13 protein-coding genes and 7 pseudogenes are annotated in these 23,512 nt (G+C 35.6%); 10 read left to right on the top strand and 10 right to left on the bottom strand.

From position 1 onward, the window contains the following. The first annotated feature begins 5 nt into the window (after nt 1-5). From AASI_RS09270 to AASI_RS01690, 3 genes are all read left to right on the top strand, one after another. Entirely contained in the window at nt 6-254 is a 249-nt protein-coding gene (locus AASI_RS09270) for a hypothetical protein (RefSeq protein ID WP_262481539.1), read from the top strand. Between the two features lie 89 nt (nt 255-343). Further along, nucleotides 344-670, top strand: a complete 327-nt coding sequence (locus tag AASI_RS09035; protein WP_238541598.1) for a PDDEXK nuclease domain-containing protein — start codon at nt 344-346, stop codon at nt 668-670. Between the two features lie 133 nt (nt 671-803). Continuing rightward, nucleotides 804-2,099, top strand: a complete 1,296-nt coding sequence (locus AASI_RS01690) for a replication-associated recombination protein A (protein ID WP_012472529.1) — start codon at nt 804-806, stop codon at nt 2,097-2,099. Between the two features lie 397 nt (nt 2,100-2,496). On the opposite strand, the pseudogene AASI_RS07900 reads toward AASI_RS01690, so the two are convergent. From AASI_RS07900 to AASI_RS08550, 7 genes and pseudogenes are all read right to left on the bottom strand, one after another. Next, nucleotides 2,497-3,257, bottom strand: a pseudogene (locus tag AASI_RS07900) (IS5-like element ISCaa9 family transposase). A gap of 71 nt (nt 3,258-3,328) precedes the next feature. After that, nucleotides 3,329-3,784 (bottom strand): tyrosine-type recombinase/integrase, encoded by a 456-nt coding sequence (locus tag AASI_RS01705; protein WP_187146281.1) that lies wholly within the window; start codon nt 3,782-3,784, stop codon nt 3,329-3,331. A gap of 54 nt (nt 3,785-3,838) precedes the next feature. Beyond that, nucleotides 3,839-4,015: pseudogene (locus AASI_RS09275) on the bottom strand (phage integrase SAM-like domain-containing protein); the annotation flags it as partial. 15 nt (nt 4,016-4,030) lie between these two features. Beyond that, nucleotides 4,031-4,348 carry an Arm DNA-binding domain-containing protein gene (locus tag AASI_RS01710; RefSeq protein WP_044282734.1) on the bottom strand — a complete coding sequence of 106 codons (318 nt, stop codon included), beginning with the start codon at nt 4,346-4,348 and terminating at the stop codon, nt 4,031-4,033. Nucleotides 4,349-4,447: 99 nt separating this feature from the next. Then, on the bottom strand, nt 4,448-11,689 hold the full coding sequence (locus AASI_RS01715) for an ankyrin repeat domain-containing protein (protein ID WP_012472530.1): 7,242 nt from the start codon (nt 11,687-11,689) through the stop codon (nt 4,448-4,450). Nucleotides 11,690-11,863: 174 nt separating this feature from the next. Next, a complete protein-coding gene (locus AASI_RS01720) occupies nt 11,864-14,425 on the bottom strand; it encodes a DUF2974 domain-containing protein (protein WP_012472531.1) in 2,562 nt (853 codons plus the stop codon). A 143-nt stretch (nt 14,426-14,568) separates the two neighbouring features. Further along, nucleotides 14,569-14,721: pseudogene (locus AASI_RS08550) on the bottom strand (IS1182-like element ISCaa15 family transposase); the annotation flags it as partial. Between the two features lie 103 nt (nt 14,722-14,824). Between AASI_RS08550 and AASI_RS01725 the strand changes: the two are divergent. The 5 genes and pseudogenes from AASI_RS01725 (at nt 14,825) to AASI_RS01740 (ending at nt 19,243) form a co-directional block, all read left to right on the top strand. After that, nucleotides 14,825-15,145, top strand: a complete 321-nt coding sequence (locus AASI_RS01725) for a hypothetical protein (RefSeq protein WP_012472532.1) — start codon at nt 14,825-14,827, stop codon at nt 15,143-15,145. Nucleotides 15,146-15,339: 194 nt separating this feature from the next. Then, nucleotides 15,340-16,018: pseudogene (locus AASI_RS07905) on the top strand (IS1 family transposase). 64 nt (nt 16,019-16,082) lie between these two features. Then, a complete protein-coding gene (locus AASI_RS08555; protein ID WP_148204913.1) occupies nt 16,083-16,379 on the top strand; it encodes a hypothetical protein in 297 nt (98 codons plus the stop codon). Nucleotides 16,380-16,513: 134 nt separating this feature from the next. Continuing rightward, complete coding sequence (locus AASI_RS08560; RefSeq protein WP_148204914.1) at nt 16,514-16,921, top strand: integrase core domain-containing protein; 408 nt, start codon at nt 16,514-16,516, stop codon at nt 16,919-16,921. A 438-nt stretch (nt 16,922-17,359) separates the two neighbouring features. Then, nucleotides 17,360-19,243 (top strand): hypothetical protein, encoded by a 1,884-nt coding sequence (locus tag AASI_RS01740; RefSeq protein ID WP_012472534.1) that lies wholly within the window; start codon nt 17,360-17,362, stop codon nt 19,241-19,243. Between the two features lie 237 nt (nt 19,244-19,480). Here the strand turns inward: AASI_RS01740 and AASI_RS08565 are convergent, their stop codons facing one another. Both AASI_RS08565 and AASI_RS07915 read right to left on the bottom strand, forming a co-directional pair. Continuing rightward, nucleotides 19,481-19,705: a ribonuclease H family protein gene (locus AASI_RS08565; RefSeq protein ID WP_052290786.1), complete on the bottom strand. Its 225-nt coding sequence runs from the start codon at nt 19,703-19,705 to the stop codon at nt 19,481-19,483. Nucleotides 19,706-19,789: 84 nt separating this feature from the next. Next, a pseudogene (locus AASI_RS07915) lies at nt 19,790-20,479 on the bottom strand (IS1 family transposase). A gap of 127 nt (nt 20,480-20,606) precedes the next feature. Between AASI_RS07915 and AASI_RS01760 the strand changes: the two are divergent. Then, nucleotides 20,607-20,819, top strand: a pseudogene (locus AASI_RS01760) (IS5/IS1182 family transposase); the annotation flags it as partial. A gap of 172 nt (nt 20,820-20,991) precedes the next feature. Then, nucleotides 20,992-21,268, top strand: a pseudogene (locus AASI_RS01765) (integrase core domain-containing protein); the annotation flags it as partial. Nucleotides 21,269-21,636: 368 nt separating this feature from the next. Here AASI_RS01765 and AASI_RS01770 read toward each other — a convergent pair. Then, on the bottom strand, nt 21,637-23,472 hold the full coding sequence (locus AASI_RS01770) for an ABC transporter ATP-binding protein (protein WP_012472538.1): 1,836 nt from the start codon (nt 23,470-23,472) through the stop codon (nt 21,637-21,639). Nucleotides 23,473-23,512: the final 40 nt, after the last annotated feature.

Consider the following 23,512-nt stretch of genomic DNA (forward strand, 5'->3'; position numbering starts at 1 on the left):
TCTATATCACAGAAACGATCAAGAATAATTGGACGGTACGCCAACTAGAACGACAAGTTTATAGTAATTTGTATGAACGCCTTTTAATGAGCAATGACAAAGAAAGCGTACTTGCAGTCGCCAGAAATGAAAAGTTGCCCTCTGACACCAAAGAAATTATCAAAGACACGATGTTTCTGGAGTTTTTAGGGTTGAAAAGAAAAGCTTCATGCTATGAAAAGGATTTGGGAAATGCTATCATTACGCACTTGTAGGAATTTTTGCTGGAATTAGTCAATGGATTCTCCTTTGCGGCAAGGCAAAAACGGATACACATAGAGGGCGATAATTTTTTGTGGATTTAGTGTTTTATAATCGCTTATTACAGTGTTTTATTATTATAGAAATTAAGACAACTAAGCTTACACATCAGAATATTGGGCAGTTGCAAATGTATGTAAATTATTATGATAGGATAGGGAAATTGCCACACGAAAACGCTACTATTGGTATATTGCTTTGCGCTAGTAAAAATGATGCTGCCGTAAGGTTTACATTACTGGAAGGTCAAAAACAGATATTTGCCAGTCAATATGAACTTTATTTACCAACCGAACAACAGCTACTAGAGGAGTTAAACAAGGAGTTAGGAAATTTTAAGGAAAAGGAAACTGAAGCCATTACCGAATAAATTTATTCAACAGGCTGTTGACCAATTGCCTTGGGGACGGGGTTTGAAGTCCAACAGAACGAAAATGTACGCTGAGCAATTGAGGGCCCGTCAAAAGTTAACTTTGAATATAAGTAAAAAGTAAATATAGTGTATGACAACTCTTTTTTCACAAAATAGCTATGAACCTTTAGCTTCCCGTTTGAGGCCCCAATCTTTGAATGAGATTGTCGGGCAAGAGCATCTCACTGAAGGTAAAGGCCCTTTAGGTGTAATGCGCAAAAGTGGACAGCTTTCTTCATTGATTCTATGGGGACCTCCTGGATGTGGAAAGACAACTTTAGCACGACTTTTAGCCAAGACCTCAGACCTTGAGTTTGAGCCAATTTCTGCAATTGAATCGGGTGTTGCGGATCTCAAGAAAGTTTTTGAACGTGCACAAGAGCGAAAAAAAATGGGAAGGGGGACGCTTCTTTTTGTGGATGAAATTCACAGATTTAATCGAACTCAACAGGATAGCTTTTTGCCTCATGTTGAAAACGGAACTGTGATTCTCATTGGGGCGACAACCGAAAACCCATCTTTTGAGTTGAATAGTGCGCTTTTGTCCCGCACGCAAGTTTTAGTCTTAAGGCGACTTGAAAGCTCCCACCTTGAGATTTTATATCAGCGAGCCCAATCATACTTGGAGAAAGAATTGCCGTTAGATGTGGCAGGTCGTGCGCTTCTTTATGCCATGGCTGATGGAGATGGGCGAGCGCTTTATAATATGATCGAGGTTCTCTCTCAGTTGCCGTCCAGGCCCATTTTGTCCGTAGAAGATCTTACACAAGTCCTTTCCCGTAGAGCACCTCTTTATGACAAGAATAAAGAAGGTCATTATAATCTGATTAGTGCGCTCCATAAGTCTTTGCGTGGGTCAGATCCAGATGCAGCACTGTATTGGTTTGCCCGCATGCTTGAAGGAGGCGAAGATCCTCTTTACATTGCGCGGAGACTTATTCGTTTTGCTTCTGAGGATGTGGGGCTGTCAGACCCACAGGCCTTGATACAAACTATTGCTGCAACGGAAGCGTATGAGCGGCTGGGAAGCCCTGAAGGTGAATTGTCCATTGCACAAGCAGTTTTATATTTGGCAACGGCTCCAAAGTCAAATGCTGTCTACAAAGCTTATAATCGTGCAAGAAAATCTGCAAAAGAAACGGGGTCCTTCATGCCACCTAAGATTATCTTAAATGCCCCTACCAAACTGATGCGAGGGGAAGGATATGGTGAAGGGTATATTTATGACCATGATACGAAAGAATCTTTTTCAGGCCAAAACTATTTCCCTGATGAAATGAAGCGACAAGAATTCTATTCACCTCCTCAGAGGGGATTTGAACGTGAAATTAAGAAGCGTTTGGACTATTGGGCGCGGTTGAGGTCTTCTCTTTCAACCAAAATATAAATAAGTTTAATATGTAGATAGAATGGTGAGCATCCTTGAAAAAATTAAATATCCGCCTGTTATTCTCAATAGGAGAGAGAATTACAAAAGTCAGGGGGCTATTTCGTAGTAGGAAACAGCCCCTAACAATCTAATAAAGTTGTAAAACAACTAATTAGATGTTTAAATCAAGGATTTTTAAGCTATTATGCTTAAGAGATAAAATACCAGGTTTACTCTAATCGCTACTTTGCCCCATTTATAATAAGAAGCTGTTCGCCTCATCAATCATTTCGTTACTAAAACTCTTTAAATACGTCTGTGTAATTTTCTCACCCTTATGTCCGAGCGCTTCACTAATCACTCCGGTTGAGATGCCGCTTTGCTTTAAGAGGCTGTCTAAAAAGCCAAAATGGAGTCATAAAAGCCGCTTAAGCATGATTCTAATCATAACAATTTTAATATGTGTTTCAGAAGACTTGGGATTATGCTCGTAATCTTTAGAGAGCCTCCTAGAAAAACTCAGCCAAGCAAATGTACGCTCGACTATCCATCGCTTTTTTAGAATATGAAACCCATTTGAGAGCCGTTGTACAACTTCTAAAGTATAACCTAGCACCCCATAAGCCCACATTATACATCCTTTCTGGTATCCTCCATCTACCCATATGTGTTTAATAGAAGGGAATGTATTAAAAAGGCGAATAAGCAAAAGATGACATCCTCTTGAGTCTGATAAGTGAGCTGAATGTACTACCACACAAAGTATAAGCCCCAGCGTATCAACAATAATATGCTGCTTACGGCCTTTTACTTTTTTTGCTGCATCATAGCCTCTCGACCCCCTTTTTGTGCTGTTTTAACCGAGCGGCTATCCATAATGGCAGCGCTAGGTATGGCTTGTTTGCCCAACTTTTCTCGTACTTGATCTCGAAGTGTATCATGGACTAAGTCCCATTTACCATTTCTTCGCCAGCGATAATACAAGTCATAAACACTTTTTCAGGGTGGAAAATGGGCAGGTAGCATGCGCCATTGACAGCCTGTTTTTTCTAAATAGAAAATAGCATCTAATACTTCTCTTATAGTGTATTTACGGGGTCGGCAAGGACCTATGTAAGTAACTAATGGTTCTAACACTTCCCATTCCTTATCTGTTAAATCGCTAGTGTATGGCATAGCTGTTAGTTTAAAGTTCACTAACTAATTTTATAAAGTTTTGTCTGCTTTTCCTATCTAAATTACCCTTTTTAGACAGCCTCTAAGACGGTCGCATACGTATGGCGCGCTACATAGGTTGTCAAGTGAACAGGTACTTTAGCTGCCTGGGCTAATTCTTTGAGTGAAGCGTTCACTTGTCTGAGTACTCGGTTGATACGATTAGAAATTTGCTGAGGCGTGACATGCTCATTCTTACTCAAGATTGGAAAAACAAAATCATCTGCATGACCACTTGCATGCTGCTTATATCTGCCTAGAATCTCTAATGCAGGCGACATCAGTTTGGACTGCATCATCTTGCCCGTCTTTAGACGCGTGTATACCACTCGATCTTTAATGATTTGCTTCCATTTAAGGGTTGCCATATCCCTAAAATTCATGCCTTGACCATAATAGCTAAACAAAAAATAATCCCTGGCCACTTGTAGCTTACTATCAGCCGATAAAGGCAAGGCTATAATCTGCTGCAGATCTTCCCGGCTCATGGCACGCTTCTGGGTGAGCGTACTAAACTTTCCCAAGGAGAAATTATCAAAGGGATAATGCTCCTTTTTCATGCGCTTTGCTTGAATAGCTTTATTGAGTAGCGCTCTTAAGACTTGGAAATAAGTGCCAATGGAATTTTCAACGAGGCCCTGTTTGTAGAGAAAAGCTTCGTAACGATTTAAAAAAGGCACATCGATATCACTAAACGAGAGCTGTTTGCTCCCTGTAAACTCTTTTAAAGAAGTTTAAAGTCGCTTGTACAGCCGAGCTCTTCCTATTTTACCACTTTGGATTAAGTTCTGGCAAACTTCCGATAGGAATGGAAACAGCTCTTGCGAAACTTGCTTAGGTTCCTCAATGGCTTGCACCAGCTGTTGGAGGGAAAGAGATTTTTGTTCGCTTTCAAGTTCTAGGAGTTTTGTATGATAAGTAGCTTTTTTCTGCGCAAGAATGGCTTCGAGCAATTTCCTGTCTGGATGGTTCCTTTTAGGGGTATGCTTATTAAAATCCCATAACTCTGAGGGACAAGAAAGTCCAGTGGAGAAGTACTTTTTAGCTTTCAACTGGCCTGATGCACACCATCAGAGGATGCGAGCCGTCAGCCAGCATTTTACTTTTATATAAGATAATAGAGATTTTCATCAATAAAGGAATGTAGAAATTTATTTTATTAACCTGTTTAAATTATCCTGTGCCTTTAAATTTCCTTGCTCAGCAGCTTTTTGAAACCATTCTATTGCTTTTTTATAATTTCCTTCTACCTTTTCATATATCACGCCTAAATTAAATTGTGCATCTGCATTTCCTTGCTCAGCAGCTATTCGATACCATTCTATTGCTTTTTTATAATTTCCTTCTACCTTTTCATACATCACACCTAAATTAAATTGTGCATCTGCATTTCCTTGCTCAGCAGCTATTTGATACCATTTTATTGCTTTTTTATAATCTTGGCCTACTCCTTGTCCATGATAATACATCACACCTAGCTTAAATTGTGCCTTTACATTTCTTTGCCCAGCTGCTTTGCGATACCAGAATACTGCTTGATTATCATCTTTTGCTACTCCTTCTCCATTATGATACATCACACCTAGCTTAAATTGTGCATCTGCATGTCCTTGCTCAGCAGCTTTTTGAAACCATTTTATTGCTTTTTTATAATTTCCTTCTACCTTTTCATACATCACACCTAAATTAAATTGTGCATCTGCATTTCCTTGCTCAGCAGCTTTTTGAAACCATTTTATTGCTTGATTATCATCTTTTGCTACTCCTTCTCCATTATGATACATCACACCTAGCTTAAATTGTGCATCTGCATGCCTATCAATAATCTTAGCCTCTGTATTAGCTCCTTGATCTAGTAAGTACTGCACTAATTCTATATGTCCATTATAAACAGCTATATAAAGTGGGGTATGATCATTATTATCTTCAGCTTCCTTATCAGTTCCTTTTTTTATTAAATACTTAACTACTTCTAGATGACCATTTTTGCATGCCCAATGTAATGAAGTCTCCTCATTTTTATTTTTAGCATGTATGTCTGCTCCTTTTTTTATTAAATACTTAACTACTTCTAGATGACCATTTTTGCATGCCCAATGTAATGAAGTCTCCTCATTTTTATTTTTAGCATGTATGTCTGCTCCTTTTTTTATTAAATACTTAACTACTTCTAGATGACCATTTTTGCATGCCCAATGTAATGAAGTCTCCTCATTTTTATTTTTAGCATGTATGTCTGCTCCTTTTTTTATTAAATACTTAACTACTTCTAGATGACCATTTTTGCATGCCCAATGTAATGAAGTCTCCTCATTTTTATTTTTAGCATGTATGTCTGCTCCTTTTTTTATTAAATACTTAACTACTTCTAGATGACCATTTTTGCATGCCCAATGTAATGAAGTCTCCTCATTTTTATTTTTAGCATGTATATCTGCTCCTTTCTCTAGTAAATACTTAACTACTTCTACATAGTCATTTTCGAATGCCCAATGAAATGGAGTCTCCTCATTTTTATTTTTAGCATGTATGTCTGCTCCTTTCTCTAGTAAATACTCAACTACTTCTAGATGGCCCTTGTTGCATGCCCAATGAAATGGAGTCTCCTCATTTTTATTTTTAGCATGTATGCCTGCTCCTTTCTCTAGTAAATACTTAACTACTTCTAGATAACCATTTTTGCATGCCCAATGTAATGGAGTGTAACCATCATTATCCTGAATATCTATATAAGCTCCTTCTTCTACTAAATACCTAACTACTTCTAGATAGCCATTTTCGCATGCCAAATGTAATGGAGTGTAACCATCATTATCCTGAATATCTATATAGGCTCCTAAACTCAGTAACAACTTAACTATATCCGCATGCCTCTGCTCAGCTGCCATATGCAAGGGCGTTTGGCCATATTGGTCTTTAGGGTCTACGTCAATTCCTATTTTATTTAGTAATAAGCCAACTATATCTGTATGACCTCCTTGAGATGCTAGGTGAAGAGGTGTATAACCATCTCTAAAGCTATCATATACTGCTGCTCCATGTTTTAGCAATAGTTTTACTATTTCTATATATCCTTTATGAACAGCACAATGCAAGGGCGTTAAACCCTCTTTATCTCTTGTATTTATATTGGCTCCTGACTTTATTAAGAGTATAACTACATCTATAAGATTTCTTGATAGAGCTCTATGTAAGGGAGTATAACCATATTTATCTTTAGCATTTATATCTATCCCACTTGCATTTAGTAACAACGTTAGCATTTCTAAATTTCCTCTCCCAGCAATCCAATGCAAGGGTGTTAAACCCTCTTTATCTCTTGTATTTATATTGGCTCCTTTATCTCTTAATAGTTCAAATACGTCCTTATTAATTAACTTAATAGCTCTATATAAGAGCGTACATCCATCTTCATCTTCAATCTCAAGCTCAGATTTCAACTCTAGTTCTTTTAAATTATTTATCAATAAGCAAGCAATATCATTATGGTTATATTTAATAGACCAGTATAAAGGTGTTTTCCCATTTTCATCCTTTGAATTTATATTATACCCGTGTTTTATTAATAATTGAACTATGTTTGTATATCCTTCAATAGCAGCATAATGCAAAGCAGTTTTTCCATTAATATCTTTTTCATTAAGCTTCGGTTCTTCTCCTCTTAATTCACATAATAAATTAATCATTTCTATAGAGCAATTACTAGTAGCTAGGTAGAAAGGAGTTACGCCTCGCTGATCTCTAGCATTTATATCAGCTCCTTGTTCTAACAACAGCTTAGTTACCTCTAGATAGCCTTTGAAAACAGAATAATGTAAAGGAGACCAACCCCATTGATCTCTAAAAGATATATCTGCTCCTGCATTTAGTAATTCACAAATTTTATTTGTATATCCGTTTTTAGTAGCCTCAAGCAAGGCTCTATTTTTATCTGTTTCTCCCACAATCTCGTTGTGTTGATCGTTTATCCATTCTTCAAAGCGAGGTTCTTCTTCACCATCTCCTTCCATCCCTCCCATCAATCCTGCTCCCTTATAAATAATTACTTTTGCTGGGTGCTCTTTTTGAGCTAATTGAAGATGGATACGACGCTTTTGCACTCTTTCATTCAATTCCAGTAGCCCCGATAAGTTTGTCCCTTGTTCAACATATACATCTAATCCTTCATAGTCTTTACCAAACCTTAGTGGAGCATTCATTTCTACATCTGCTACTAACTGGACTCCTTCTTTTCGAAAAGTAACGGAATGTCCTTCTTCTGCTGTCAATACTTGACCAAATAAAGAATGGATATTGGTTGAAAGGACATTTGCTTGCTCATAGTAGGCCAAGGCTTTTGTATACTCCCCTAAACTATCATAAAGTTTGCCTATGTTATTTAATAAAATAGCTACCTGCGGATGATTGCCAGGATATAAAGTCTCAAATATTTCAAGGGCCTTTTGATAATATTGTAAGGCTTCTTGATATTGTTCTAAATTTTTATAGAGGCTACCCATATTATTTAGTGAAGTAGCTATCTCCAGATGCTTGGCTGCATAAATATCCTGTTTCATTGTGAGAGCTTGCCGATAATATTCTAGTGCTTCTCCATATCTGTCCAAAGCTTTATAAACAGTCCCTAAATTATCTAATGATTTAGCTATATCAGGATGATTACTTGTATAGATACTTCGTAGTGTCAAAAGGCTTTGCTGATAATACTGTAACGCTTCTTTAAATTTCCTAGAGTTATAGTAAACGGATCCCAAGTTACTTAATCTATTAGCAACCTCAGTATAATTGCCTTTATATAAGGTTTCGTTTATTACACTTAATAAATCTTGTTCTGATAACTTAGCTTCATCTAGCCACCCTTGGTACTCTTTACAAGCCTTCTGTACTTCAGGATATATATGAATACCTTGTTTGTTGGGGGTATTTATGATCGTTATTAAAGATAATTTTTCTAATTTGTCTAATATTTTAGACAAATCTTCTTTATTAGTTACTTTTATTAAGGTACTTATTAAGGATAAAGGAATAAAATCTGAATCTAGATGGGCACTATATTGCAGTATTAACTGTGAACTTGCATCTAACTTTTCCAATCCTAAGCCTATCTCAGATAATATTGAACTACCTTCTTCTTTTTTATTTTGTTGTCCAATTTCTCGTAATTTGCCAATATATTTTTCTATACTCATAGAACTTATTGCATTAATATATCCTATAGCTAAAGTTAGCTCCTGGGGGATAAGTCCAACTTCCTTTATCAGCGCTTCTATATCTCGTTCACTAGGCTTGTACCTCTGCAATCTTTGTTGGATATATGATTTGCCTTCATCAAAAGTAAAAGCATCTAGTTTAAGCTTGTTATATTCACTAAACCCACTTTTATTCCGGGTAGTAATAATAACTTGTATAGCATCAGGCTTATGCAATAAACATGCATCTATTAATGCTGAATCTGTTGCATCATCTAAAATTAGTAAAACAGTCTGTTTGCGTTCTGCTAAAGTATTGTAAACCTCACTAGATAATTTCGCAAGATATGTATTTATGTTTTTCTCTAATTCTAAAGCAGTGGGGCGCGCATAGATGATACCTAATTCTTGAGCTAAGTGTTGAAAGTTAGTTAATAACTTCTCTAAATTATCTGCTTGCATCCATTCCACAATTTGGTTAGGATGGTACCTTTGAGCATATGCATACTCAGCTGCTAGCGTACTTTTTCCTATTCCACTACGTCCATACAATACACATACGCCTCCTTGTTCTAATTTTTTACGTAACTCTTCTTGCTTGCTTAATCTAGGTATGTAACTATTTGCTTTGGCTGGATTTATATAACTGTATATCTTGCAAATAGAAGCATCGTGGGAAGGTATAGATATAGAAGTAGCCATTTCTATATTTTTAATTAATTCATGAAGGTTACTTACACTAAATAAGTTTTCTATGCTATTGGGTGGTAATACAGCTACTGCCCTTTCTATTTTATCCCGTACGCTTTCTACACATGCTTGGCTTGTTGTTAATTTGAGATAGAACTGCCCATTTATATTTACTATCTGATATTCTCTTATAAGCCTCTTTAAAATTTCTAATGTTATATTGTCAGTTGATAGTTGAGCTAGCCTATCTTTATGCTTAAATATTTTGTAAAGATACCAATCATTACTTTTGTACTCTTTATTATTTAAAATGTGGTATAAAGGACTTGTAGCGCTTTCTTGATAATGTCCTGTATATATGAATTTAAATTTATTTTCTGGTGTTAGCATGCCTTTTTTATGGCCTTTACCTGGTAAATTCTCTAATGTATCCCAATATTGTCCTTGGCCTAAATTACTACCAGTTATACTTGCATGACTAAACCATATACGCGAACCTATTACAGCCCCTATTCCACTACCTAATATAGCTCCCATAGTAGGATATATACTATTCCTATATCCATATAGATTTCCTATAGCCGCACGTAGTTTAGGGTTATCCTTATATCTATTGACTATTCTAATACCTAACATGCCACCTACTAAACCTCCTATCATACGTCCTAATTCAACTTGTTCATTTAGATAAGAGACAAAGTTTGTATTAAGTGTAGGCCAATCTTGAACGCGGACATATTCTTTTGGCTTTCCTGTAGCAGGGTCAAATAAACTCAACATATTACGCAAGCTATGACCTGTATCAGACAAGAACGCTTTATTAAGAGCCTTTATATTCTTTCTTGTTGCTGATTGTTTCTCTATTGTTTCAAACTCCTTTATCTCACTAAGTTGCCAATCTAAACTAGGGTACACTCTATATGTTTCTCCCACATGTTGATTAAAGGTATTTATTAGATTAGGTGCAGAAAGGTAAGCAAGAATTGGCAAATTCTTTATATCAAACTCAGTAGCTCGATACTTTATTTTGGATCTATTACCTGTGCCAGGGCTATCAAATACAATGCCTTTTACCTGTCGACAATTAAACTCATAATAACTAAAAAATACGCCTAGCTCTGCCAAATAACCTCCTAATGAATGGCCTGTTATAGATAAATTAAAGCCTCGCTGCCTAGTATATTCAACAGCTTCTTTTGTTGCTTGATACGCTAATTCTTGCTGCTTGGTAACAGCATTGCCTAATACGTCTTGCATATCTTCGGCAATAAGGTCTTTGACTAAGTAATTGGTTCCCTGAAAAGCTAGTACAGCTTGATGGGTAGCCTCATTTACATATAAAGCACTATAATACTTTGGATTATTGCTATTCTTATACACTTGGATTACTTTCCAAGCCGTGTTTATACTTGTTGGTAGCTGGCGGCCTAACTGTTTAGCCAAGTCATTTAAATCTACTATTTCTCCTTGGTAAGGGTTATCATATACATGCATAGCCAATAAGCCATGTACATAATCATTTGGATAATAAGCATAGTTACATATATTTTCCACTAATTTATCTTCAATCTGGTGTTTCAGTTTCTGACAGTCTGCTGGAATTGTCCCCCAATATATATACCCCACAACAAAATTTTTGTCAATCGCTTTTTTTAGCTCTTCAAGATGCTCCTTAGTTAAATTTTCTTGACTTAAATCGATAACTTTCGCATGCGGATCATTAAGTTGTAAAGCCTGTAATGCTTGCTCGTATGTGTGAGGTATAGCTTGATTGGTTGTGAGTGTTTTCGTTTTTTTATCTTCAGTTGGATTACTGACTTCCTTTTTCACCTGGAGTAGCATAGCACCAACACCTATTAAACTAGCACCTGTTAATAAGCTTAAATATGCATTTTCTCGTAAATAAGATGGAAATTTAAGGTTTTTTATTCTATCGGAGTCAGTTAAAGTTTTATATTTCCTTAGCTGACCAATAGTTTCTTTTCTCTTTAGTCTTCCTTGGCCCAATAAACTTATTGAAGTTAAAGGATGTTTGCTTATATAAGTTTTAGATATCAGGGAAGCACTGCTGTTGTATTTAAAGAGATGAGCTTGTTTATTGGCTCTAGCAGTTCCCAGCACCATATTAGGTCTTACGTAGGGCGAAGAATACAATGAAGCTAGTGATCCTCTTTTAAGAGCTTTACTGCAAGCAAACCCACAATATAGTAAAGGCATACTCAATGTATACTTTTGTGATTCTAAGTGACCTATCCAATATTTTGTATTTGAATATACTGCTTGTTGTACATGCTTTATTTTTACTTGCGATTTGCCTTCAACAGCTGTATTTTCAGCATCCTCAAATAAACCCTCCACGGCCGCTTCTAACTTATCATTGTCTCTTCTTATCTCATCCTTTTTATCTTTTGTTTGAGAAAGAATAGGTGTAGAAAAATTATTGCAACTTTGTAAGAATAAGCTTAACAATAAAACACAAGCTATCAGCTGATTGCTTAATTTGTGGCTGCGGCGCATAAATTATATAAATAAATTTTAAAGTTGTACTTATGTTAGTTGATAAATTGGATATATACAAGTTATTTTCTTAAAATATCAAGGTATATATAGACAAACTTATATAGAAATATCCTTGAAAGAGATAGAAATAAGAATAGCTAGTTTTAGGCTTCTACTAGATTTGCAAAAGTCTTATATCCCAATTAAGTCTTCTATACTATTGGGTGGTAATACATTTCTTGCCCTTCTTATTTTATTCCGTATGGTTTCTATAGATGCTGGGCTTGTTTCTTCTATTTTAAGATAGATAACACCATTATTATACTCATCATTAGCCTCGTGGTCTCTGTCAATCTTATAGTCCTGTATAAGACTGTTTAAAACTTTTAATGTTATATCCATAGTTGGCAGATGATCTAGCTTAGCTAACAACGGGTCTAACTTCTTTTTACGTTTCTCATCTATTTTATAAAGATACCAATCATTATTCCTATGTTTATATTTTAAATTTAAAGGATGAAAGGAAACGTCTTTGAGACTTGGGTGCCAATGACCACCATAAATTAGTTTAAATTTCTTTTCTGGTTCTATAGGATATTTCTCATCGACTTTATCTGGCAAATTTACTATGGTAGTCCAGAATTGTCCTTGGCCAAGTATTATATTAGGGACTTCTGCGAAAAACGAAACTATACTGCCAGGCGTACCTGTATAATTGGTCCATATATAAGCCCCTATATGAGCCCCTATTATACCACTACTTAATGTAACTATTGCGCTATTCTTGCCTGGATAATTTATCTTGTCAACTAATAAGATACGGCCTAAAATACTCCCGATTGTACCACCAGGTATATATCGCATAGAATTAAGATCAAGTGTAGGCCATTCTTTCATATGAACATATTCTTTCGGCTTTCCTGTGGCAGGATCAAATAAACGTAGCATGATATTCAACTTATGTCCTTTAGTTGACAAGATTCCCTTACTAATATTCTTTATAAGATCTCCTACTGTTGAATATTCTCCTATTCTTTTAACCCAATCTTTTTCCCAATATTGAGGTTCCGAACTAGAGTAAATCATATACATTTCTCCAGGATGCCCATCACAAGAATTTATCATATTGGGTACAGAAAGATAGGCGATTATTGGTAAACTTCGTATATCTAATTTGTTAATTAAATTTTTTGAATATGGCTTGATATCCTCTAAAATCCTATTTGATCCTGGGCTATCAAATACAACGCCTTTTACTTCTTTGTAATCCAATGGTGAATGACAGCAGAATACTACTGCTAGCTCTGCTAAATAACCGCCTAAAGAATGGCCTGTAATGGATAAGTTAAATCCTCTTTTCTTGACATAATTGACAGCATCTTCGGTTGCTACATAAGCGGATTGCTTTCGATTTGTTATAGAATTTCCTAGTATTCCATTTATATTTTCACACAAATCTGGCTGCTTGGAAAAAATACTTTTTAGCTTAGTGCCACAAAAAGCTAATACTACTTGATGTTTCTCCTCATTAACGTATAGAGCGGCATGAATATCTGAGTCATCATTATTATGATATACTTTTATTACTCTCCAAGCTGTATTTATATTTGTTGGTAACTGGTGCTCTAATTTTTTAGCTAAAGTATTAAAATCTACTGATTGTCCTTCTTTAAGGTCCCCATCTTCGTTATATATGTGCATGGACAATAAACCATGCACATAATCACTCGGATGATAAGCATAGTCACATATATTTTTTACTAATTTATCTTCAATCTGTTGTTTCAGTTTCTGGCAGTCTGCTGGAATTGTCCCCCAATATATATACCCCACAACAAAATTTTTGTCAATAGCTTTTTTTAGCTCTTCAAAATGCTCCTTAGTTAATATAAATCGACTTAAATCTATACTTTGTGTATAAAACGGGTCGTTAGCCTGTAAAGCACACAATATTTCCTCATAGGTACAAGGAGCTGATACTTGTGTAACTATAGCTTTTGAATCTTCTGCTATTTCTTTTTTTTCAAACAGCCATATTTTTTCTAGCCCTTTGTAGATTGCTGCCTGAGTTAATACTGGTGTTCCTATAAGTATTATTGGATAAATTTTTTCTGAAAATCGGGAAAAGTTATGTTTTCCTGAAAAAAATTGATAAGGTTGTGAATTTTCTTGAGGACTTTTCTCTTTTAGTATTTTAGTTACATTAACAGTTGACTTCTTTATATCTCCTGTAGATTTTCCTGTATACCGCTTAGAAATAATAGCAATATTATTGGGGTATAAGGCTTTAGTAATCAATCTGCTGTTTCTTAATAAAAAAGGATTTTGAGTAGTTGTTGCAAGCGATAACGACGATGTATTTATTGATGTATTTATTCTACTAATTCTACTAGTTTTCACACGTGTAAAAGTGTATAGTAAGGGTAAAGCTAAGAGATGTTTATGCTCCTGTGTTTTAGCTAACCAATTTTCTCCGTGAGATATTGTATTGTCCTTTTTATGATTTACAATACTACTGATATTCTCTATAACTTTTATAGCTGGTGTATCTGCTTCTTTCTTTACTGATAACAGAGACATTTCTGTGTCATATATGATGTCTTGGTCGTTGTCTTTTATACATTTAGCGGTAGCTTGTGCAGAGTCTGATGGTTCTAAAGCTAAATTATTGGAACCTGTACAACTTTCTAAACATACGCTAATAATTAAGATAAATGATACGAAACTCCGATTTACATTAAAAAGTCTTAACATGAATTCAAAAATTAGTTAAATTAAGTAAGGACCTTATAATAACTTATGGTTGCTTACTTTACAAACTTAAATACCATACTTTAGATATGCAAGTATGTGGCTGATCGATGGAGAGGGGAAATCTATATTGTCTAGACTATCAATTAAACGATTGGGGCTGTTGAAAAAGTATATGTTAAAAATATTTTATTAAGCATGTTAAGAAAACGAAGAAAGCCATAAAAAAGCTGCTTAATTATTCTTTTAATGTTTTGTACAACAGCTACCATATATGCTTGTATTTGCACTTTTTCCAACCTCTGTCTTATTCTGAAATAGGTTTACACAAAAACCATAAAGACAAAGATAGACAAGAACAGAAAAAGTAAAGTTATATTAGGACAAAGTGGAGAGAAGAAGATGGTATTTCCCAAATCGCCTAGGTATTTTAATCGATCAGAAAAAGAGTATATTATCCAAGAGTATCTTCTGGGTGAATGCACAAAAAGAGAAATTTGGGAAAAGTATACTGGACGTAAGGAAGAGCATGGTAGTTTGCTTAGATGGATGCTATCATTAGGCCTGGCTCCTGCCTCTAAACTAGAGAGAACTAATTTTATTCCAAGTGATACTCTCGAGCTAAAGAAAAATGATCAGATGCAAAAAGATAAGTTAACCCATAAACAAGGATCAACAAGAGAAGAGCCTAAGGTGGCAGAATTACGAAATAGAATAGCTTGAAAAGGAGCTAGAATTAATAAAAATGAGAGCTATTGCCTATTCTACTATGATAGATGTAGCTGAGAGAGAGTTTAATATACTTATTAGAAAAAAGTAAAATACCAAATCATAGAAACAATGAAAGATAAATTCAAGCACATAAAACTAGCGGTATTGTTAAAATAAGATAGAGTTATTAAGTTAGAGGAGAAAATATGAATTGTCCTCGATGTAATAATGCTCAAAGCTGTAAAGATGGGATCGTTAGAAGCAAACAGCGTTATCAGTGTAAAAGTTGCCGTTTCCGCTACACACTTAACCATAAATCAAATATCAAACCGCTATCCATTAAGCGCAAAGCCTTACAATTATACCTGGAAGGTTTAGGCTTTCGAGCTATTGGACGTATACTCAACATAAGCTATGGCACAGTCTATCAATAGGTAAAAGCATGTGGAGATCAAGTAAGTTTACCAGAAAGCCAAGATGAAGTAGAGATAGTCGAGATGGATGAGATATACACTTATGTAGGCTCAAAAAAAGTACTATTGGATATGGATAGCTGTCGATAGACTCAGTAAACGCTTTCTCTCTTATGTGTGTGGAGACCGTCCAACAAAAACAGGACTAAAGCTATGGGAACAAGTCAAAGGTATAGGCAAGCTGTATTATAGTGACTACTGGAAAAGCTACCAGCAGTTTATTCCAAAAGACAAACACTTACAAAGCAAATCAGAGACATATACTGTGGAAGGATATAATAGTTTGATCAGACACTATTTAGCTAGATTTAAGCGTAAAGGTAAGTGTTATAGCAAGCAGGTACATATGATTGAAAAATCGCTTAACCTGCTTATGGCTAAACTAAATAATCAGCTATCTATCTCTTTTTAACAATACCAAACTAGCCGAAGTACGTGCATGGTTTGGGATTAGTAGGCAGGCGTATTACGAGCATATGTGGGAAGTAGAAACTACCTCTCAAAAGGAGACACTTATTATTGAGCAAATAAAAAAGATTAGAGGCGAGCATCCTAGTATGGGAGGACGTAAATTACATCATAAGCTGCAAAATTTTATAGAATTGCAGTATATTAAATTAGGAAGAGATAAATTATTTGACCTATTAGCTAGGCATTATTTATTGGTTAGAAAAAGGAAAAGGCATATAAAAACTACCCAATCGCTGCATCGTTTTAAAAAGTATCCTAACCAGATCAAAGGATTTTGTCCAAGCGGTGTTAATCAGTTATGAGTGAGTGATATTACTTATTGGGAGGTAGAAGGCAAATGCTGGTATATTAGCTTGATAACCGATGCTTATTCTCACAAGATAGTAGGCTGTCACCTTGGAGAGAGCTTACAGACTAAAGAAAGTATTCAAGCTGCATGGCTCTTTGCAGTCTCAAAGGTTCCCAGAGCCATGCTAAACTGATTCATCATAGCGACAGGGGGACACAATATTGTAGCATATCTTATGTAAAGCTACTGGAAAGCTACCAAATACAAATTAGCATGACAAGTAGTGGTGATCCACTGGAGAATGCTATAGCTGAACGTGTTAATGGAATCATCAAAGAGGAGTATCTGGCTTATTGCCATGTATGCTCTATACAAGAGGCAAAACAAGCTTTAGTGAAGGCTGTGGAGTTATATAACTATAGTAGACCGCATATGAGTATTGGCAATCTTACACCTATCCAAATCCACCATGCTAAAGCAACTATTAAAACTAAAAAGTTATGGAAAAATTACTATCAAAAAAATCTTGCTCTTGTAAACTCATTGCAGGACTAAATGTGAAGTGTAAATTTATATTAGTATTTATTCAATAATCTGTAAACTTTTTTTAGGACGAGACATCTTTTACTTCGTTCCATGACGCGGCTCTTTCCTGGATGGGCTCGCTCTCGCAGTCGGCTCGCTTGAAAATAAAAAAGCGCTTCAAGTTAAGCTTTCAAACTCTCTATTACCGCGCAAAAGCCTTGACATGTCTCCTTTTGAAAGCTTTCAAACCAGTCTCTTTTCTCTTTTGTCAGTTTTTCTAGTTTTTCTTTTTTCTGGGAAAAATTTAAGTTATACAGCCCCATTATTAATTGACTTGCAATCCAATTCTAAATTTTAAATTTTTTTTTGTCCTTATCTATTGCTTTTTTAAGATAAAATACATAACTCTAGAACATACTTAGTTGCCTATTTTTTAATATTAGTTATAACCCTTTTAAACATGAAGCCATGTATAACACTAATAAAAGAATTATAGCAGTGATCCTACTTTGTAGCCAACTATTAACAACAACTAGTTGCAGTGGTAATTTCGGTGTCCCTACCCAGCAAGAAGTAACCCAAGAGCATAAGCAAGTAGAAAAGAAACATCGTAAAAGAGAGGACTTATCAGTATCTCTGCCAACTGAATTATCCTTGTATACTACAGAGGGAGAAGCTAAAAAAAGTGCTCTTGTAGATGAATCTGTAACTAAACAGCTGCAGCTAGTAGAAAGTAATTTAGATTATTCCAAAGCACTGGCGCCTACAATAGCAGACAACCTGTCTTCTGTTTCTTTAAAAGAAGAGCAACCATCAGTAGTAAGTAGACCAAAGCCTATTGTAACTCCTATAAAATCATCTAGGCCATCCTCTGATAGCGGAAAGCCTAGCGGATATACAACATCTACAGATGCCTCAAAAACATTACAAGCAGCTATGAAAGAGAAGAAAACTATAAGAAAAGAGCTTATGGTTCCACCAGCTTCTGGTATTGCAATCTCTGAGCAAGTTACAGAAAGCCAATCTCCGCTTATGCTAATAGCAAAAGGAGGCCATCAAGTGTATGTCGATCATGCGAGTGGAGAAAAGGCTATAGTGGTGGCCAATGTACCTACTAAATCTGATAAGTATCATCGGTTACAATTACCTCTTGTTTATCAGTCTGCTAACATAGACTTGTTAAGTTTATCTAAGCAACCTGTGTCTTATCAGCAGAATCGAGTACGCATATGCTTTCCTTCTGTAGATACTAAAGGTATAGGATATGTAAGTGTTGAAGATTATGGACTTAAAGGCGGCGGCCGTTTAAGTATAGACGCAGATGAAATTATACAAGCCATTACTAGAGGTTATGGCACGCTAGGCCGCGAACCTGAAACAATGGCTGATTGGAGGTCATTTTTAATTACCTTTGCCCAAGGCTTGAGCAGCATCAATTTAGAATTGACCTCTGTCAATAATCCCTCTTCGTTTGATCCAGGCAATATGCGTAATATATTCTTACATATGGCTCGTAGCATTACTGGCAGGAACGTTCAATTAGAAAATTATGGAGAGGCTTGGAGTAGCATTGTGGGTCAAGCGCGTAACAAACTAAGGCAACATCAGCGTTTAAATATAGATCCATCTGCTTATCCTAGAGATAGTTATACCATTGTACTAAGACCTAATGCTAGTAGGATGCGACCTTTTATAGGAGAAATGGATAGAATATACTCCACCAGTAATGCAAGTGAAAGTGTTAGGTTAAATTTTGATAATATTTTAGGAGCAGTAGATGTAGAAATTAATCTTGAAGCAACCTTTCGTTTTTTTGAAGATATACAAATAGAGCGCCAGGAAAATGAACGTAGAGACCAGGTAAGGAGAATTGTGGATAGAGTAGTGGGGGAGGTAGAAAGTATTGAATCTGATTTTATAAACATTAAAAGTCATTTACAAGGATTAAATCTTACAGACCCTAGTTCGAGTGAAGATGTTAAGAAGATAATTAATACATTAAAGCAACAACATGAAGTATTAATGAGAAAACTCACTGTTCTAGACGACTTGGCTGGAGCTGATGAAGAGACTAGAGTTAAAAGGAAGTCCTTAGTAGGTAAGGTCTCATCAATGTTAGATGAAATAGATAGGTTTTTAAGGGAATTACACGAAGCGCTAGAAAAACAACAAAGACAGAAGAATGGGGGGACATGGGATTCAGTCACAGATGGTAGGATTTCTGAGCTATATTCAGATGTACAAGGTCCAGCCACAAATTTTATCAATCAAACTGAATCAGAAATAAATAACCCCGCTGCTTGCGGCGGGGTTATTTATTCTCTCCTATTCCCATCGCTTGCTTTTGTATAGGATTAGGTAGGTTACTAAAACCATCGCAGCTTTGTAAAAACAAGCTTATGATTAGAACCCGAGCTATGAATTGTTGAGCTAATGGATATGTGCATTTCATAATTGTCTAAATTTAAAACCAACATGAACCCATACTAGACCATGAATATTGTAAACGCAAGCATAAGCAGTGATAAATTTTATTTTTTTAGTATATGCTTGCTTACATTTGCAAAAGTTTATAACAGAGGAAGGAGATCAATACGATGGAGGGTAGGAAAAACAAAATAATGTTTGTAGTTCTTTTGTGGGCATGTTAGAACGCCCATAAGGTAGGTAGTATTTTTTCTGATACAGGGTAAAAGATTTACGATGATGGGTAGTAATTCCGAGTTCATCAATGGCCTTTTTATGGCAAAAAGTAGGATAACCCATATTCGCTTCCCAATTGTAACCAGGTTCTCTTATAGCTAACTCTTCCATATACTAATCCTGATATACCTTAGCTATGATGGAGGCCGCAGCTATTGAGTTACAACGCTCGTCTCCTTTAATAATACGGTATTGTTAAATTAAGATAGGGGGCTGATTATTTAGTTTAGCCATTAATAAATGAAGCGATTTTTCGATCATATGTACCTGCTTGCTATAACATTTACCTTTGCGTTTAAATCTAGCTAAATAGTGCCTCATTAAGCTATTATATCCTTCCACTGTATATGTTTGTATATGTTTCTGATTTGCTTTGTCTATGTTTATCTTTTGGAATAAACTGCTGGTAGCTTTTCCAATAATCACTACAATACAGCTTGCCTATATCCTTGACGAGCTCCCATAGCTTTAGTCCTGTTTGTCTCGATCGATCTCCACATACATAAGTTATAAAACGCTTGCTCATCCTATCAACAGCTATCCATATTCAGCAGTAGACTTTTTTGAACCTACATAAGTGTGTATTTCACCCATCTCGACTATCTCTACTTGATCTTGTCTTTCTGGTAAACTTACTTGCTCTCCACATGCTTTTACCCATTGATAGACTGTCCCATAGCTTATGTTGAGTATACGCCCTATAGCTCGAAATCCTAACCCTTCTAAGTATAATTGCAACGCTTTTCGCTTAGTAGATACAGGTTTAACATCTGATTTGTGACTAACTGTGTAAGGGAAACGGCAACTTTTACACTGGTAGCGCTGTCTACCTCTAACAATTCCATCTTTACAGCTTTGAGTATTATTACATCGAGGACAGTTCATACTTTTTCCTCTAACTTACTAATCCTATCCCAATTTAACAATACCAATAATACAATAGACCTACTGCAAAAAAGGTTGATAAAAAAGGTTAAAATGTAATCCTTGTTATATACTAAAAGGAATAAGTATGCATTTACCCTACACGAGAATAAGCAAATATCCCTATAACTTTAGAACAATAACTGGCTTAAGTATAAAAACATTTGACAAATTAATTATAAAAGTAAGGCCTATATTTCAAGAGTTAGAATCGAGCAAGCTGCGTCATGGGCAGATGAGCCATTTACCTACGCTTGAAGATAAATTGCTCTGTATTTTGATGTATTACCGCACTTATATTAGGTGTTTGGTACCTAACAATTATGGTTATATTAGTAAAGATGTTATTAGCGATAAAAACCAAGTAAAAAATTATGGGACAACTACTACATAAATGCGCTAGGATAACACAGAAAACCCACAGAGAAATATAGTTATCAAAAGAGAATATAGCAACATTTGCTAGACAATAAGGGATTGGACATAGAAGAACACAGGTGAACGACCTATGGACTAATAGACAGGTAGAGCGCATGAATAGGACTATTAAACAAGCCACTGTACAAAGCTATTATTATAGCAGCCATCAGCAGCTAGAGAGCCACTTAAATGATTTCTTGTTAGCTTATAATTTTGCTCGTAGACTCAAGGCATTAAGGGGCAAAACTCCTTGGCAATTTATAGAGAAACAATACAGCAAAAACCCTCACCTTTTTCACCAAAATATTACTGCCTTCACTAAGGGACTGAACATCTAAACGTCTTATGTTTACAGCTTTGTAAACATAAGCTTACAGCCAATAATAAAGGTTGCTGATTTGCTAGCCACGCGCATAATATATAGTTAAGGTGAAGAAAAATAAAGTCATTTAATCTCCGCTAAAGCTAACATATATACAAGAATATATTATTTGTATTACTTTAACCGATCTATATCCATGTTACATGGATGCTCGCCTGTTATAGATTACCTAGATAGAGAGATAATTGTGGGGAGAGAATGGTTATGTGAACTGCTAAAATATAACCAATTATTATTTCAAAACTGGTACGATTTATAATTTAACGAACTTGCAGCTTTATGTGATAAAAAACTTAATTATATAGGTTAGTAAACCTTATTGTGTATCCTGCATTTGGCTAAGGGTTTTATAAATTCCCTCTTTTTGCATAAGCTCTTCATGTGTACCTCTTTCCACAATTTGGCCTTCTTCTATTACAATAATCTCATGGGCATGTCGGATGGTGCTTAATCGATGGGCTATAATAATAGCTGTTTTATTTTGCATAAACTCATTGAGGGCTTCTTGTACCTGTCGTTCGGAAGCACTGTCTAAAGCTGAGGTTGCTTCATCTAAAATAAGTATAGGAGGGTTGCCTAATACAGCACGTGCTATACTTAAGCGTTGAGCTTGTCCGCCAGATAATTTGTTGCCACGTTCTCCTATTACAGTTTGATACCCTTGCGGTAGCTCCATAATAAAGTCATGTGCGTTTGCTATCTTAGCTGCTGCTATAATGGCTTCTTCGGTAGCTTCCGGACGTCCAAAGGCAATGTTGTTGTATACTGTATCATGTAATAACATGCTTTCTTGAGTAACAATTCCCATTAGCTTACGTAATGCGTAGATATCGTACTCTTTAACAGAGATTCCATCTATTTCTATATCTCCTTCAGTAACATCATAAAGCCTAGCTAACAAATCAGCTATAGTAGATTTTCCACCTCCTGAAGGACCCACTAGTGCTATGGTGGTACCTTTTTGAAGTGTTAAATTAAAGTTTTTGATGACTGGTTTTGTTTCATAAGAAAAGCTTACATTTTTAAAACAAATGCTCTTTTCAAAGCTTTTAACCTGTATACCATCTGGCTTATTAATAATATTGGAAGGTGTATCCATGAGTTCAAAAATCCTTTTACCGGCTACCAAGCCACGTTGTATATTACTTAAAGATTTAGAAATGGATTTAATAGGAATTAAGGCTTGAGAGAAGATGATAATATAGGTGATAAAGGTGCTCGCAGCTAATTCGGTTTGATGGTTAAGCACTTGTTTCCCACCATAAGCTAAAATCAATGCAACAATGCTGACTCCTAAGAACTCTGACATAGGAGGTGCCAGACTCTTTTTAAGCTCCATAGATAAGTTAGCATAGGCATATTGTTCATTTTCTTGTTTAAACTTTTTTAAAATATACGGACGTGCGGCAAACGCTTTAATAATACGCATACCACTAAGGGTCTCTTGTAATATGTGTACCAAGCTAGCTAAAGAAACTTGGGTTTGGGAAGCACTTTTTCGAAGCTTATTAACAATCTGTGCAATAACAAATCCTGCAATTGGCAGGAATATAAGGCTGAAAAGGGTAAATCTGCTAGATATGTAATACATGACTGTAAAAAACCCGATGATTGTTGCAGGTTCTTTAAAGAAAACACGTAATGTATCTATAATGGCATGTTCTACCTCCTGAATGTCGCTGGTAAGCCTGGCAATAATATCTCCTTTTCGTTTGTTAGTAAAATAGCCTAAATGTAATTGAGAAGTGTTAGCAAATAACTGGATACGTAGATTATAAACTATCTTGGTACGAACTTCAGCAACTATTATTTCTGCTAAATAACGGAAGATGTTTGCCAATAATACTGACATAAGAATAACAATACATACAAAGTACAAAGCTTTGACTTTCCCTTGTGTGGCTATTACATTAATAAAATAGTACCTAAATAGATCTTTGAGATATATAAAGCTAAAGTAAAAGTCAGGCTTTTTAAGGGTATCTAAAGTCTGGCTAGCATCTGTTTGGCTGAATAATACTTCCAGTAGCGGAATAAGTAAACTAAAGTTGATCAGCCCAAAGACAATAGCTAATATGATTGATAAGAAATAAAAGGGTACTAGCTTACGTATAGGTTTAGCATAAGCAAGTATCCTGAGATAAATTTTCATTTTGAAATGGTTAACAACAATTAAACACTGCAATACTACT

This window comes from Candidatus Amoebophilus asiaticus 5a2 (assembly GCF_000020565.1).
Lineage (GTDB): Bacteria > Bacteroidota > Bacteroidia > Cytophagales > Amoebophilaceae > Amoebophilus > Amoebophilus asiaticus.